Raw genomic sequence first — 15270 nt, 5'->3', positions numbered from 1 at the left:
AATTCCCTAAGGCCAGCGCCCTTCAAGGAATGTTGCATGAACACGACCGCCAACGCCAACCTGTTTTCCCGCCTGTTCGACACGCTCGACGATCCGAACCGGCTCGCGATCGAGATGCTCGATGGCACGCGCATCAGCTATGGCGAGTTGATCGCCCGCGCCGGCCAGATGGCGAACGTGCTGGTCTCGCGCGGCGTCAAGCCCGGCGACCGCGTCGCAGCCCAGACCGAAAAGTCCGTGCCGGCGCTGGTGCTCTATCTCGCAACCGTACGCGCAGGCGCGGTCTATTTGCCGCTCAACACCGCCTATACGCTGAACGAGCTCGACTACTTCATCTCCGACGCCGAGCCCGCGCTGGTCGTCTGCGATCCGTCCAAGGCCGAGGGCATCGGCGCCATCGCGGCGAAGGTGAAGGCAAAGGTCGAAACGCTTGGACCCGACGGCAAGGGGTCACTGACGGACGCCGCCGCCAAGGCCGATGCCGCCTTCGCAACGGTCGCCCGCGGCAACGACGATCTGGCTGCCATTCTCTACACCTCAGGCACCACCGGCCGCTCCAAGGGCGCGATGCTGACGCACGACAATCTGGCGTCGAACTCTTACAGCCTGGTCGACTACTGGCGCTTCACCGACAAGGATGTGCTGATCCACGCGCTGCCGATCTATCACACCCACGGCCTGTTCGTGGCGAGCAACGTGACGCTGTTCGCCCGCGCCTCGATGATCTTCCTGCCGAAATTCGACCCTGAAATGATCATCAAGCTGATGGCGCGCGCCACCGTGCTGATGGGCGTTCCGACCTTCTACACGCGGCTGTTGCAGAGCCCGGCGCTGTCGAAGGAATCGACCAGCCACATGCGGCTGTTCATTTCGGGCTCGGCGCCGCTGCTCGCCGATACCCATCGCGAATGGGCCGCGCGCACCGGCCACGCCGTGCTGGAACGCTACGGCATGACCGAAACCAACATGAACACCTCCAACCCTTATGATGGCGAGCGCGTCCCCGGTGCCGTCGGCCATCCCCTGCCCGGCGTTTCCGTCCGCGTCACCGATCCCGAGACCGGCAAGGAGCTTGCGCGCGACGAGATCGGCATGATCGAGGTGAAAGGGCCCAACGTGTTCAAGGGCTACTGGCGCATGCCGGAGAAGACGAAGTCCGAATTTCGCGACGACGGCTTCTTCATCACCGGCGATCTCGGCAAGATCGACGCCAAGGGCTATGTGCACATCCTGGGCCGCGGCAAGGATCTGGTGATTTCAGGCGGCTTCAACGTCTACCCCAAGGAAATCGAGAGCGAGATCGACGCCATGCCGGGCGTGATCGAATCCGCCGTGATCGGCGTGCCGCATGCCGATTTCGGCGAAGGCGTCACCGCGGTGCTGGTCTGCAACAAGGACGCAGACGTCACCGAAGCGGGCGTGCTGAAGGCGCTCGACGGAAGACTTGCCAAATTCAAGATGCCGAAGCGCGTCTTCGTCGTTGACGAATTGCCGCGCAACGCCATGGGAAAAGTGCAGAAGAACATTTTGCGGGATACGTACGCCAAGATCTACGCCAAGTAATTCGATGTCGTCCCTGCGAACGCAGGGGGCTCATACGCCGCGGCGGGAAATGCCGAACGCCATCTCCAGCGCGCGCTTGGACATAGGCACTGTCGCGCGGACGCATCTGGCGGCGCTGAATGGGGCTTCGCCGGCGGCAGCAAAGCGGTCCGCAAAGACCGCATATCCGGTCGGCTCTGGATGAATAGCCTCGATGCGGCACGGCCGCGAAGGGGGCGCCGGCATCGCGCGCGCCGTCGTGGCAGGCCGAGCGGATCTGGCCCGCCTGCCACCTAGTGCGGTTACTCCGCCTATTACGAGCCGGTGCCCGCTCCCGCTGCGCTCCTCAATGAACGGAATATTCATTCAGTTCTTCAGCTAGGTCAACACCCGTGGTATACCAAGCCGCTGAACAACCGCGTTTCGTAGCTCTATAGCGATGAACGATGATTCCGCTCCAAGCGATTTGGGCGTTGCGCGGACTGACTCGACTCCGTAAATAGAATTTATCTACCGCGTTCCCCGATGGGCCGGCCGCGGTCCCATAAAACATGAAGCCGCCGAATGACCGCCAGGATCGAACGACCGCTATCGCCCCATTTGCAGACCTATCGCGTCACCCTGACGATGGCGCTTTCCGTCGTCCACCGCGCCACCGGGATTGCGCTCTATTTCGGTACGCTACTGCTCGCCTGGTGGCTGATCGCAGCGGCGTCCGGCCCCGGAGCCTACGCCAACGTCCAGGCCTTCACCGGCAGCATCATCGGCAAGCTGATCGTGTTCGGCTACACTTGGGCACTGCTCCACCATCTGGTCAGCGGTATCCGCTATTTCTTCTGGGACCTCGGCTACGGCTTCAAGGCCAACGAGCGCGAAGCCCTCACCTGGGGCGCGCTGATCGCGGGCATTTCGCTGACCGTCCTGGTCTGGATCATCGCCTACACGGTCGGAGGCGGACGATGAGCCGCCCCTCCTCGATGCGCACGCCGCTCGGCCGCGTCCGCAATCTCGGTTCCTCGCATTCCGGCACCACCGATTTCTGGCGCCAGCGCCTCACAGCGGTGGCGATGACGCTGCTGATCGTGCCCGTCATCGTGATCGTGCTGATGCTGATCGGCCGCAATCAGGCTGGCGCAGCGCAAATCCTCGGCTCGCTTCCGATCGCCATCATCCTGGTCCTCTTCATCATCGCCAGCGCCTGGCACATGAAGATCGGCATGCAGATCATCATCGAGGACTATGTGCACAACGAGACGGTGAAGCTCGTGAGCGTGATGGCCAATAATTTCTTCTGTATCGCGGTCGCCTTGGCGTCGATCTACGCGATCGTCAAATTGTCATCGGGAGTGTAACCCATGGCTGCTCAAGGTTCGCCCGCCGAAGGTAACGGCAAAGCCACCAGGGCCAGTGGCCCGGCCAGCAACGGAAAAGCCTATCCGATCGAGGACCACACCTACGACGTCGTGGTCGTCGGCGCCGGCGGCGCCGGCCTGCGCGCCGTGGTCGGCTGCAGCGAGGCTGGCCTGCGTACCGCCTGCATTACAAAAGTGTTCCCGACACGCTCGCATACGGTCGCGGCCCAAGGCGGCATTTCGGCTTCGCTCGGCAACATGCATCAGGACGACTGGCGCTGGCATATGTACGACACCGTCAAGGGGTCGGACTGGCTCGGCGACCAGGACGCGATCGAATACATGGTGCGCAACGCGCCGGAAGCCGTCTACGAGCTGGAGCATTGGGGCGTGCCGTTCTCGCGCACCGAGGACGGCAAGATCTACCAGCGTCCGTTCGGCGGCATGACGATGGACTACGGCAAGGGCCAGGCGCAGCGCACTTGCGCCGCCGCCGACCGCACCGGTCACGCCATGCTGCACACGATGTACGGCCAGGCGCTGCGCCATTCGGCCGAGTTCTACATCGAATTCTTCGCCATCGACCTGATCATGGACGACCAGGGCGTCTGCCGCGGCGTCATCGCGCTCAAGCTCGACGACGGCACGTTGCACCGCTTCCGTGCCCAGACCACGATTCTCGCCACCGGCGGCTATGGCCGCGCCTACGCCTCCTGCACTTCGGCGCATACCTGCACCGGCGACGGCGGCGGCATGGTGCTGCGCGCCGGCCTGCCGCTGCAGGACATGGAGTTCGTCCAGTTCCACCCGACCGGGATTTACGGTGCCGGCTGTCTCGTCACCGAGGGCGCGCGCGGCGAAGGCGGCTATCTCGTCAATTCCGAGGGCGAGCGCTTCATGGAACGCTATGCGCCCTCCGCCAAGGACCTCGCTTCGCGCGACGTGGTCTCGCGCTCGATGACCATCGAGATCCGCGAAGGCCGCGGCGTCGGCAAGAAGAAGGACCACATCTATCTGCACCTCGATCATCTCGATCCGAAGGTGCTGCAGGAACGGCTGCCCGGCATTTCCGAATCGGCGAAGATCTTCGCCAATGTCGACGTCACCCGGGAGCCGATTCCGATCGTGCCGACCGTGCACTACAACATGGGCGGCATTCCCACCAATTATCACGCCGAAGTCCTGACCAAGAAGGACGGCGACGACAATGCCGTGGTGCCGGGCCTGATGGCGATCGGCGAAGCAGCCTGCGTGTCCGTGCACGGCGCCAACCGGCTCGGCTCCAACTCGCTGATCGACCTCGTCGTGTTCGGCCGCGCCGCCGCGCTGCGGCTGGCGGAAAAGCTGACGCCGAACGGCAAGCAGCCCGAACTGCCGAAGGATTCCGCCGACATGGCACTCGGACGGCTCGATCATTACCGCCATGCCTCTGGCGGCACGCCGACCGCGAAGCTGCGGGACAGCATGCAGCACGTGATGCAGAACAATTGCGCGGTGTTCCGCACCGGCGAAATCCTTCACGAGGGCCAGAACCTGATTCACAAGGTGCATGGCGGCATCGGCGACATCGCGACCACCGACCGCTCGCTGGTGTGGAATTCCGACCTGATCGAGACGCTCGAATTCGATAATCTGATCGTGCAGGCGGTGGTTACCATGGATTCGGCGGCGAACCGCACCGAAAGCCGCGGCGCCCATGCGCGCGAGGACTTTGCCGAGCGCGACGACAAGAACTGGATGAAGCACACGCTGGCCTGGATCGATCCGAACGGCAAGACCGTGATCGATTACCGCCCGGTGCACGACTACACGATGACGAACGACGTCCAGTACATCCCGCCGAAGGCGCGGGTGTATTGATGACGACAGCGAAGGCTTGCAAGCATGGCTGAATTCACGCTTCCGAAAAATTCGAAGATCACCGGCGGCAAGGCCTGGCCGAAGCCGGCAGGCGCGACCGAGACGCGCGAGTTCCGGGTCTATCGCTGGAATCCGGACGACGGCAAGAACCCGAGCGTCGACACCTATCATGTCGACATCAACGATTGCGGGCCGATGGTGCTCGACGGCCTGATCTGGATCAAGAACAACATCGACCCGACGCTGACCTTCCGCCGCTCCTGCCGCGAAGGCGTCTGCGGCTCCTGCGCCATGAACATCGACGGCCAGAACACGCTGGCTTGCACCAAGTCGATGCACGACGTGGCCGCAGGTGGCGCGGTCAAAGTCAATCCGCTGCCGCATCAGCCTGTCGTGAAGGACCTGGTGCCCGACCTCACGAACTTCTACGCGCAATATGCCTCGATCGAGCCGTGGCTGCAGACCACGACGCCGACGCCGCAGAAGGAATGGAAGCAAAGCCACGAGGACCGTGAAAAGCTCGACGGCCTTTACGAGTGCATCCTGTGCGCCTGCTGCTCGACTTCCTGCCCGAGCTACTGGTGGAACAGCGAACGCTTCCTCGGGCCCGCCGCGCTGCTGCAGGCGACGCGCTGGGTGAAGGATTCCCGCGATGAAGCGACCGGCGAACGGCTCGACAACCTCGAAGACCCGTTCCGGCTCTACCGCTGCCACACCATCATGAACTGCGCCAAGGCCTGCCCGAAGGGCCTGAACCCGTCGGAAGCCATTGCCGAACTCAAGCTGAAGATGGTCGAGCGCCAGATCTAGCCGTGATGCCGTAGATTTGGGGAACGCGAACGGCCGGATTTGAATCTATTATGATCAATCCGGCTTGACCGCCCCGAAGCGCAAGTTCCCTTCGCCGCTCCGCTTTATTCCTCGCACGACTTTGCGTTAAGCTTGGCACGAAGCCGGAGCGAGCGTGCAGACCGCGCAACCTAATTCGCTGAGACTGCTGCAATGGATGATGGTCGCCTCATTGGCGCTTCCGTTGGCGCTCTTTGTATTTGCATCGGCTGTCTCCTGGGTCTCGATCCGCGAAACGGCCGACCGTGAAATCGAGCGCACGCTGGATGTCGCGCACGAGCATGCGCTGAAAGTATTCGAGACCATCGACCGCAGCCTGTCGGAGATCGCCGAGATCATCCGCGACCTTCCCGACGCTGACATCGTTGCCCGCGAACAAGCGCTGCATTTGCGGCTGAAGCAGTTGGTCGCCTCCCTGCCGCAGGTGAAGTCGGCCTGGATCTTCGACGCCAAGGGCCACGCGCTCGTCAACAGCCTCGTCGTCCCGGCGCCCGAGATCGATTTTTCCGACCGGGACTATTTCAAAGCCCACGTCGCCGGCGATATCGGAACCTATATTGGCGAGGCGCTCACGCCACGGCCGCCCTATCAGGGCGCGGCATTCTTCGGCGTCGGCAGACGGCGCCCGAGCGAGGACGGCAGCTTCGCAGGTGTGATCCAGACCTCCGTGCTGCCGGAATATTTCGAAAATTACTACGCCCGGATCGGCCGCGAGCCGGGCAGTTTCTTCGCGGTCGGTCGCGCGGACGGCGCCGTGCTAGCTCGCTTTCCCGCCGCAGGCCGCGAGGTCCGTCTCGACCGCAACAGCCCGATAGGAAAACTGCTCGCGGCCGATCCCAAGTCCGATCCCAAGGCCGGCCTCGTCACCGTGACCTCATCGACCGACGGCATCGAACGGCGCCTCGGATATCAGCGGCTGGCCGAATACCCGATCTATGTCAGCGCCGGCCTCGAGACGTCGGTGATCCGGGCGCGCTGGCTGTCCACCATGAGCCAGCACCTGATTTTCGGTGCGCCGGCCACCGCGCTGCTGTTTGCCCTTCTGGGGCTGGCCTTGCGCCGAACGCGCCACCTTTATTTCGAGGCCGAGAAGCGCCGGGTGGCCGAGGAAGCGTTGAAGCACGGTCAGCGGCTGGAGGCGCTGGGCCAGTTGACCGGCGGCGTTGCGCACGACTTTAATAATCTGCTGACGGTGATCCGCGCTTCCGTGGACTGTTGCGGCGGCCCGACCTGCCGGAACAGCGGCGGCTGCGCTATATCGATGCGATCTCGGATACGGTGACCCGCGCCGCCAAGCTGACCGGGCAATTGCTGGCCTTCGCGCGGCGGCAGACGTTGAAGCCGGAGGTGTTCGACGTCGGGCGGACCGTGCAGATGCTGAGTGAAATGATCGGCACCCTGATCGGTTCGCGCATCGAAATTGTCATCCTTGGGCCGGAAGAACCATGCTTGGTCAACGCCGACGCCGGCCAGTTCGAAACCGCCATCATCAACATGGCCGTGAACGCGCGGGACGCTATGGAAAGCCGCGGACGGCTGACGATTGCGGTCGGAATGGCGGCCAGCCTGCCCAATGCCGCCCCGCAGCCGCAGCATCCATATGGTTATGTGACCGTATCCGTCGCCGATACCGGCAGCGGTATTCCGCCGGACCAGGTCGAACGCATTTTCGAACCCTTCTTCACGACCAAGCAGGCCGGCCATGGCACCGGGCTCGGCCTGTCGCAGGTATTCGGCTTCGCCAAGCAATCCGACGGCGAAGTGGCTGTGTCCAGCGAAGTGGGCAAGGGCAGCATTTTCACGCTGTATCTGCCGCGCACCGCCGGCAGCGGCAAATCGCGACAAACGCCGGCAGCAGATGCCGCGGCGATCGACGGAAGCGGGATGTCGGTGCTCGTGGTCGAGGACAATGCCGAGGTCGGACGCTTCGCCACCGACGCGCTGGCCGAACTCGGCTACGCCACCAGGCTCGTCGGCAACGCCGTGCATGCACTCGAAGAACTGGCGGCCGGCGCCGAGCATTTCGATGCCGTGTTCACCGACGTCGTGATGCCCGGCATGACCGGCATTGAACTCGCCCAGGAAGTCCGCCGCCGCCATCCCGACCTGCCGGTGGTGCTGACCAGCGGCTACAGTCACGTGCTGTCGGAGCACGGCAGCTACGGTTTCGAGCTGCTGCAAAAGCCCTACTCGATCGAGCAGCTCTCCCATGTGCTGCACCGGGTTGGCCGGCGGAAGGTAGAGCCGAGCGCGGAAACGCGAGCGTGATCCAGGCGCCGTAAGTGCCAATGATTGGCTTCCGCGTTTTCCACGTCATTGCAATGACGGCGGAGGGATACTCGGACAACCAGCGGGAACCATCTGATTTCCCTTACGTTATCGCGGCATGGCCAGACCCGATGTGAAGCCCAAGCCATCTGTCAGGAAATCCTCAGCCAAGAAATCCCCTGAGAAACAAGAAGATTCGGAGTTCGTGGACGTCACGGCGGAAGGCGGTGAACGTGTCGAACCGCCGCCGCCGGAGGTCGTCGAGCCCGATCCGGAAATGTCTCCGGAGGAGGCCGAGCAGGCCCGCAAAAATTATCTGCTGACGCGGTTCTGGATCAGCGCGCGCGGCTATTGGGGCGGCGGCGGCGACCGGCTGGCGTGGCTGCTATCGATCGGCCTGCTGCTCCTGATCGTCACCAATGTCGGATTTCAGTACGGCATCAATGTCTGGCATCGCGCAATCTTCGACGCCATCGAAAGGCGCGACGCCGCGACCGTCTATTTTCTCACCGCGGTGTTCTTTCCGCTGGCCATCGGCAGCGCGTTGCTCGGCGTGGCTCAGGTGTTCGCCCGCATGGGCATTCAACGGCGCTGGCGCGCATGGCTCACAAATGCGGTGATCTCGCGCTGGCTGGCCAATGGCCGCTACTATCAACTCAACCTGGTCGGCGGCGATCATCAGAATCCCGAATACCGCATCGCCGAGGATTTGCGGATCGCGACCGATTCGCCGGTGGATTTCGTCGCCGGCGTCACATCGGCGTTTCTGTCAGCCGCCACCTTCATCGTCGTGCTCTGGACCATCGGCGGCGCTCTCACGATCACGCTGGTCGACTCGACGGTCACCATCCCCGGCTTCCTCGTGATCGCCGCGATCGTCTACGCTGCGATCGCTTCGGGCTCGATCACGGCGATCGGACGAAGCTTCGTGCAGGTGTCCGAAAACAAGAACCAGGCCGAGGCCGAATACCGCTATGTCCTGACCCGCGTGCGCGAGAACGGCGAGAGCATCGCGCTGCTCGGCGGCGAAGAGGAAGAGCGCGACGGCATCAACAAGACATTCTCAAAAGTGCTGCAGCAATGGGCGCGGCTCGCCGGCCAGCACATGCGCACCACGCTGGTGTCGCAGGGATCGCACCTCATCGCTCCGGTGGTTCCGATATTATTGTGCGCGCCAAAATTTCTCGAGGGCAGCATGACGCTGGGCCAGGTGATGCAGGCGGCATCCGCCTTCACCATCGTGCAAACCGCGTTCGGCTGGCTGGTCGATAATTATCCGCGGCTGGCCGACTGGAACGCCTGCGCGCGCCGCATCGCTTCGCTGATGATGTCGCTCGACGGCCTGGAGCGTGCCGAGCAGGGCGACGGCATCGGCCGCATCCAGCGTGGGAAGACGGAGGGCGGCGCCATGCTGAGCCTCAACGATCTCTCGGTGACGCTGGACGACGGCACCGCCGTCGTCGGCGAGACCGAAGTCGTGATCGACCCCGGCGAGCGATTGCTGGTGGCCGGCGAGTCCGGCACCGGCAAGAGCACGCTGGTCCGCGCGCTCGCCGGGCTGTGGCCCTGGGGCGGCGGCAGCGTCAATTTCCATCCCGACCGCCGGCTCTTCATGCTGCCGCAAAAACCCTACATCCCCTCCGGCACGCTGCGGCGCGCGATCGCCTATCCCGGCGCGGCCGACGACTGGCTCGCCGAGCAGATCTGCGACGCGCTGCACAAGGTCGGCCTCGACCATCTCAAAGAGAAGATCGAGGAAGAGGGACCATGGGACCAGACGCTGTCCGGCGGCGAGAAGCAGCGGCTGGCGTTTGCGCGCCTCCTGCTGCACAACCCCGATATCGTGGTGCTGGACGAGGCGACGTCCGCACTCGACGAAGGGAGCCAGGACAAGATGATGGAGCTCGTCATCAAGGAATTGCCGAACGCCACCATCGTCAGCGTCGCCCATCGCGCCGAGCTGGAGGCATTCCATAGCCGCAAGATCGTGCTGGAACGACGCAAGGGCGGCGCCAAGTTGGTCAGTGACGTCGACCTGATTCCGCGCAAGGACAGACAGCGCCTGCTCGGCCGTTTCCTGCGCCATCGGAAAGCTGCGAAGAAGGCGGCGTAGGTCTCTTTCTCGCCGAGTGGCGCGCACGATCCATCCAGCCCGTTATTGCGAGCGCAGCGAAGCAATCCAGCTCTTCACTCGCCGCGCTATGGATTGCTTCGCTGCGCTCGCAATGACGCAGATAGGCCGCAACGTACCGGTGCCCCGCCTTTGCAAGGACATAGCAGACCGATCGATCGCGACAGAAATTGAACCTGTTTCGCTGCCGTAAAACCGGCTATGCATGCGCCGCTTCTGCCTGAGGACCACCGTTTGACGCCCGATAACGACCCTTCGCCCGCGCCGTTCGGCGCGTTCGCCCCGAATGCCGCCCAGGCCGCCATTATCGCGCTGGCCCATGGCTCGCGGCTGAAGCGCGGTGCGTTCCGGCCGATGCTGTCGCGGCTGGTGAACCTGTTGCGGACAGGGCCTGTCGACGTGCAATACCAGGGCGCTTCGTTCCGCTTCTATCATCAGGCCAGCGCCACCGAGCGCGGCGCGCTGTTCAATCCCGACTACAATCTCGAAGAACTGAATTTTCTCCGCGCGCATGTGCCTGCCGACGGCGTATTCGTCGATGTCGGCGCCAATGTCGGCACCTATGCGCTTGCGCTGGCGCGCCATGTCGGCGCCGACGGCAAGGTGATCGCGATCGAGCCGCACCCGGTCACGCATGCGCGGCTTGCCTTCAACAACGCCGCCTCCGGCTACAGGCAGGTGCGGCTGGTCGCGGCCGCCGCTGGTCCCGCCGATGGCGAGTTGATGATCGAAACCGATGGCGACAATCTCGGCGCCAGCCACATCGTAACAAGCGAGGCCTCCGGCAAGGCGATCAAGGTGCCGTCGCTGCGGCTGCAGCGCATCCTGGAGGAGGCTGGTGTCTCGCATGTCGACGCGCTCAAGATCGACGTTGAAGGATTTGAGGATCGCGTGTTGACCGGCTTCTTCGCCGACGCACCGCAGGCCTTGTGGCCCCGCGCGATCGTGATCGAGCATCTGTCGAAGGACGAATGGCAGCAAGACTGCATCGCCGACATGCGCTCGCGGGGTTATGCCGAGACCGGCAAGACCCGCAGCAACACGCTGTTCGCGCGAGGCTGAATTTCCGTTGCGAACCCATCACTCAAATCGCAGGAGAGCTTGATGATCGACCACATCGGATTTCCGGTTTCGGACTATGAGCGCTCGAAGGCCTTCTATCTGAAAGCCCTGGCGCCGCTCGACTACACCCTCGTGATGGAAGTCAAGCAGGACCGCCCAGGCGAGCAGCCCGCCGCAGGTTTCGGCGCCAATGGCAAGCCCGATTTCTGGATCGGCGGCGAGGGCGGAATGGACAAGCCGCTGCATGTCGCGATCGCGGCGAAGAACCGCGCCACGGTTGACGCCTTCTACAAGGCGGCAATGGCCGCGGGCGGGCGCGATAACGGTCCGCCCGGGATCCGCGCGATCTATCATCCGAACTATTACGGCGCGTTCGTGCTCGATCCCGACGGGCACAACATCGAGGCTGTCTGCCACGCACCCGAGTAGCTCGGTTCCATTATTGGATCATGCGGGAACTTGACGCCCGCGTCGCCGTTATCGCTCCCGGAACTTGTAGTCCGGGAGATGCGATGCCGATTGAACCGCCGGAGGTACCGCCGGCGACACCGGGACAACCGACGGAGCCGCCGCGCGAGGAGCCACCGGGCCGTCCTCGTCCGGAGGTGCCGCCACCGGTGCATGAACCGGGCCGGCCGCCCCAGCCGCGGGAATTGCCGGGCGAGATGCCAGACGAGCTACCAGTGCGGGGGCCGAATGGCCCGCGAACACCTAACCCAGCCACCGATCCGGGGACCGAATGATACAAACTTTGAAACAAACTTTGAAAGCACCGTCTGAACGCGCAATGAACGAGGGCCATGCAACCCTTTGCTTTCATGAAATAAAAAGCTACGGGCGATTTGTAAGCCGCCATAATCCGGCCTAATGATTAGCTGCTGATCGACCAACTGATACGTCAACACGGCACTTCCGTTACTGCCGGGCCTTTTCCACTGCCAGGCCTTTTCCGGGGACCAAAGGACATCATGACAAACCTTCGCATCGTGCTGCTTGCCACAACTGCCCTGTCGGTAACGCAGCTAGCGAGCTCCGCATCGCATGCGCAGACCGCTCCGCTTGTCCTGGCGCAAGCCAAGGAAGAGGATGGCAAAGCCAAGGGGCAGCAGCCGCCGCCGAAGGGAGCGCCGCCACCGGCGGCCGCCCCCACTCGACCGGCGCCTACTCCGCCGCCTCCGGCCGCGGCGCCGCCTCCACGTCCGGCGCCTGCCCCACCGCCGCCGGCGGCTGCCCCACCGCCACGCCAGGCACCGACGCCCCCACCACCGGCGGCTGCACCGCCGCCACGTCCAACACCGGCGCCGCCTCCTCCGGCAGCCGCACCGCCGCGTCCAACACCGCCTCCGCCGCCGCCTCCTGCGGCCGCGCCTGCGCGTCCGACTCCGACACCGCCACCTCCCGCGGCGGCGCCCGCGCGTCCGACTCCACCGCCGCCTCCGCCACCAGCGGCAGCTCCCACTGCGCCGAAGCAGCCGGCGGCACCGACGCCGACACCTACGCCGCCTTCCGCTCAGAAGGGGACTCCGTCTCCCGTGCCGCCACCCCCAGCGGCCGGCGCGAGACCTTCGCCGACGCCGGCTCCAGCCGCGTCGCCGACGACCGCTCCATCGCCCGGCACGGCCGCACCGCCGGCGCGTCCCGGCGCGCCGCCCGCGACGCCACCAGCCGCGGGTACTCCGACGACACCACCGGCTGCGGGCGCTCCGACGACCGCGCCAACGACACCGCAGGGACGCCCCGGCACACCGCCTCCAGCCGCGGGTGCGCCAACGCCGGCGCCAACACCACCGACGGGCCGCCCCGGCGCGCCGACTCCCGGCGCCCCCGCTGGAACGGCGCCGGCCGCGACACCCGCGCCGACGGCACCCCCGGCTGCTGGAACTCCGGCGGCTCCGGGCACCACGACCGCTCCCGCGGCGCCAACCGCCGTGCCCGGTGCCCCGGCCGCCACGCCGCCGGCAGGCCGGGTCCAGAACGCGCCGCCAACGGTCGCGCCGGCCTTCCAGCGTGCGCCGCAGGTCACGGCACCACTGCCGGCGCCTCCTCCGACCCAAGAGGGGCTCAGGGTGATCGCCCCGGGCACTCGGCCTGCAGGGCCGCAGCGCCTCGACGACTTCCGCGGCCAGCGTCGCGAAGTTCAGGAAGGCGGCCGTACGGTCATCACCGAACCCGGCCGGATCATCGTTCGCGATCCCGGCGGACAGGCCTATGTCCGTCACAACGAGGTCGAGCGCTTCCGCTATGGCGCACGCGACATCCAGACCCAGACTGTCGGCGGCGAGACCCGTACTGTCGTCATCAGACCCGATGGCAGCCAGGTCATCACCGTGATGGGCCGCGACGGCCAGTTGCTGCGGCGTATCCGCCGCGACGAGCGCGGCCGCGAGATCATCATCATCGACAACAGCTACCGCGATCCACGGGCGACCGGCGGCTTCTTCGTCGCGCTGCCGCCGCCGACGATACGCATCCCGTATAACCGCTACATCGTCGATGCCGAGGAGGCGGAGCCGGAGGTGATCTACGACACCTTGATGGCGCCGCCGGTGGAACGGATCGAACGGCGTTATTCGCTGGACGAAATCCGTTACAGCCCGACAGTGCGCCAGCGCATGCCGAGCATCGACGTCAACACCATCAACTTCGAAACCGGATCGTGGGAAATCCCGCCCGATCAGGCGGCGAAACTGCAGGTGATCGCCGACGGCCTCAACCGCGCAATCCAGCAAAATCCGCGCGCGGTATTCCTGATCGAGGGCCACACCGACGCGGTCGGCAACGACGTCGATAATCTGTCGCTGTCGGACCGCCGTGCCGAATCGGCGGCCACCTTGCTGACGCAGCAGTTCAACGTGCCGGCGGAAAACCTGACATCGCAGGGCTATGGCGAGCAGTACCTGAAGGAGCAGACCGACGGGCCGAGCCCGATCAACCGGCGCGTCACCATCCGCAACATCACGCCGCTGCTCACTGGCGGTCAGGCATCGCTGCCGCCGCCCCCGCCCGGCACCGCGCCGCCGCGCTGAGCTGGCAGTCGATCAAAATGAAAATGGCCGGGAACAATCCCGGCCATTTTTTTGGATCACGCGCTGAGGGCCCGCGGTGGCACGCACGCCTCGCAAATGGCGGCGGCGTGCCGGTGATCGGTGCCGCAGCAGCCGCCAAGAATGCGCATCGTCGGAAACGCGTTCCTGAGCGCAACATAACGCCGCCCGAGATCGGCCGGGTCACCCGCATCGAGCGTTTCGGATTCGTCGAGTTCGGCATGGCTCTTTGTCGAGGCGTTGGCCCTGATGCCATGGATACGTTCGGTCCAGGCTTCGCCCGCCTTCAACGCGTCTTCGAAATGCGTGGGGTGCGCACAGTTGATCAGGAAGTATTCGGGCGCACCATCGGTCTCGCGATCCACGGTCTCGATCGCCTCACGCAACGTTTCTCCTTTCACCAGGCGGCCATTGGTCTCCACAGTGAACGAGATGGCCGCCGGAATCCCTTGCGACCGCGCGGCGCGCGCGATGCCGATCGCTTCATTGATGTTGGTAAGGGTATAGGCGGTGACCATGTCAGCGCCGCCTTCGACGAAGGCCGCAATCTGCGCCCGATGATAGGCCTCGGCTTCGTCAGCCTGCATGTTGCCTGCCTTGTAGCCGTCGCCGCGCGGGCCGATGGCGCCGCTGATGACGCAGGGTGCGCCTGGCCGCTCCCAGCCGGTGCGCAGCTCCTCGAGGAATGCAATCGAACGGACGTTGATGCCAGCGAGCGCGGACGCGTCATAGCCGAGCTTGGTGCCCCAATCCGGATTGGCACGCCATGTCGGGCTGTCGAGCACGAAGCCCGTGTCATGGTCGCGCGCGACCGCGAGATAGGCGGCATAATACTGCTTCAGCTTTTCCCGTCCTTCGGCGCTATCCAGCAGCACAAAGGCAGCGAAATGCGGCAGCTCCACGCCTTCGTGGAAGATCAGCGTGGTTTCCATGCCGCCATCGGTGAGGAAAACGCCACCGCGGCGCTGCGGCAGGGCGTGTCGGTATTTGGCCATTTCAACATCTCCGCGAATTCGAGGACCTCGACACGTCTCGCGCATCGGCTAGGTCCGGCGATGTTGGTGCCTCATAGTGTCGCGGCCGCCTAGGCGGCTCGTGGTGCGGATGAACCTTGAGCTGCAAAATGATACGAAATCAAATGGTTGCCAGCAGGACGCAAGCT

The 15270-nt window shown here is 64.7% G+C and carries 11 protein-coding genes and 1 pseudogene; 11 read left to right on the top strand and 1 reads right to left on the bottom strand.

Annotation, left to right across the window (positions count from 1 at the left end; genetic code table 11):
* The first annotated feature begins 36 nt into the window (after positions 1-36).
* The 11 genes and pseudogenes from V1278_RS03875 (at position 37) to V1278_RS03825 (ending at position 14090) form a co-directional block, all read left to right on the top strand.
* Positions 37-1563, top strand: a complete 1527-nt coding sequence (locus tag V1278_RS03875) for a malonate--CoA ligase (protein ID WP_334379756.1) — start codon at positions 37-39, stop codon at positions 1561-1563.
* A 543-nt stretch (positions 1564-2106) separates the two neighbouring features.
* On the top strand, positions 2107-2505 hold the full coding sequence (gene sdhC / locus V1278_RS03870; RefSeq protein WP_334379755.1) for a succinate dehydrogenase, cytochrome b556 subunit: 399 nt from the start codon (positions 2107-2109) through the stop codon (positions 2503-2505).
* A gap of 14 nt (positions 2506-2519) precedes the next feature.
* Positions 2520-2894: a succinate dehydrogenase, hydrophobic membrane anchor protein gene (gene sdhD, locus V1278_RS03865; RefSeq protein WP_334369080.1), complete on the top strand. Its 375-nt coding sequence runs from the start codon at positions 2520-2522 to the stop codon at positions 2892-2894.
* A 3-nt stretch (positions 2895-2897) separates the two neighbouring features.
* Positions 2898-4754: a succinate dehydrogenase flavoprotein subunit gene (gene sdhA / locus V1278_RS03860; protein ID WP_334365648.1), complete on the top strand. Its 1857-nt coding sequence runs from the start codon at positions 2898-2900 to the stop codon at positions 4752-4754.
* 24 nt (positions 4755-4778) lie between these two features.
* Positions 4779-5564 (top strand): succinate dehydrogenase iron-sulfur subunit, encoded by a 786-nt coding sequence (locus V1278_RS03855; protein ID WP_334379754.1) that lies wholly within the window; start codon positions 4779-4781, stop codon positions 5562-5564.
* A 154-nt stretch (positions 5565-5718) separates the two neighbouring features.
* Positions 5719-7871: pseudogene (locus V1278_RS03850) on the top strand (ATP-binding protein).
* Positions 7872-7989: 118 nt separating this feature from the next.
* Entirely contained in the window at positions 7990-9984 is a 1995-nt protein-coding gene (locus tag V1278_RS03845; RefSeq protein ID WP_334379753.1) for an ABC transporter ATP-binding protein/permease, read from the top strand.
* A 252-nt stretch (positions 9985-10236) separates the two neighbouring features.
* A complete protein-coding gene (locus V1278_RS03840; RefSeq protein ID WP_334379752.1) occupies positions 10237-11064 on the top strand; it encodes an FkbM family methyltransferase in 828 nt (275 codons plus the stop codon).
* A gap of 42 nt (positions 11065-11106) precedes the next feature.
* Entirely contained in the window at positions 11107-11493 is a 387-nt protein-coding gene (locus V1278_RS03835; RefSeq protein ID WP_334365653.1) for a VOC family protein, read from the top strand.
* A gap of 83 nt (positions 11494-11576) precedes the next feature.
* On the top strand, positions 11577-11807 hold the full coding sequence (locus V1278_RS03830) for a hypothetical protein (protein WP_083754615.1): 231 nt from the start codon (positions 11577-11579) through the stop codon (positions 11805-11807).
* 225 nt (positions 11808-12032) lie between these two features.
* Positions 12033-14090, top strand: coding sequence for an OmpA family protein (locus V1278_RS03825; protein ID WP_334379751.1), 2058 nt, complete (start codon positions 12033-12035; stop codon positions 14088-14090).
* A gap of 56 nt (positions 14091-14146) precedes the next feature.
* Here the strand turns inward: V1278_RS03825 and V1278_RS03820 are convergent, their stop codons facing one another.
* Positions 14147-15103: a homocysteine S-methyltransferase family protein gene (locus tag V1278_RS03820; RefSeq protein ID WP_334379750.1), complete on the bottom strand. Its 957-nt coding sequence runs from the start codon at positions 15101-15103 to the stop codon at positions 14147-14149.
* Positions 15104-15270 lie beyond the last annotated feature (167 nt).

The organism is Bradyrhizobium sp. AZCC 1577 (assembly GCF_036924575.1).
Taxonomy (GTDB): domain Bacteria; phylum Pseudomonadota; class Alphaproteobacteria; order Rhizobiales; family Xanthobacteraceae; genus Bradyrhizobium.
The sequence above is the reverse complement of the archived record's forward strand: the minus strand, read 5'-3'. Positions and strand labels throughout refer to the sequence as shown.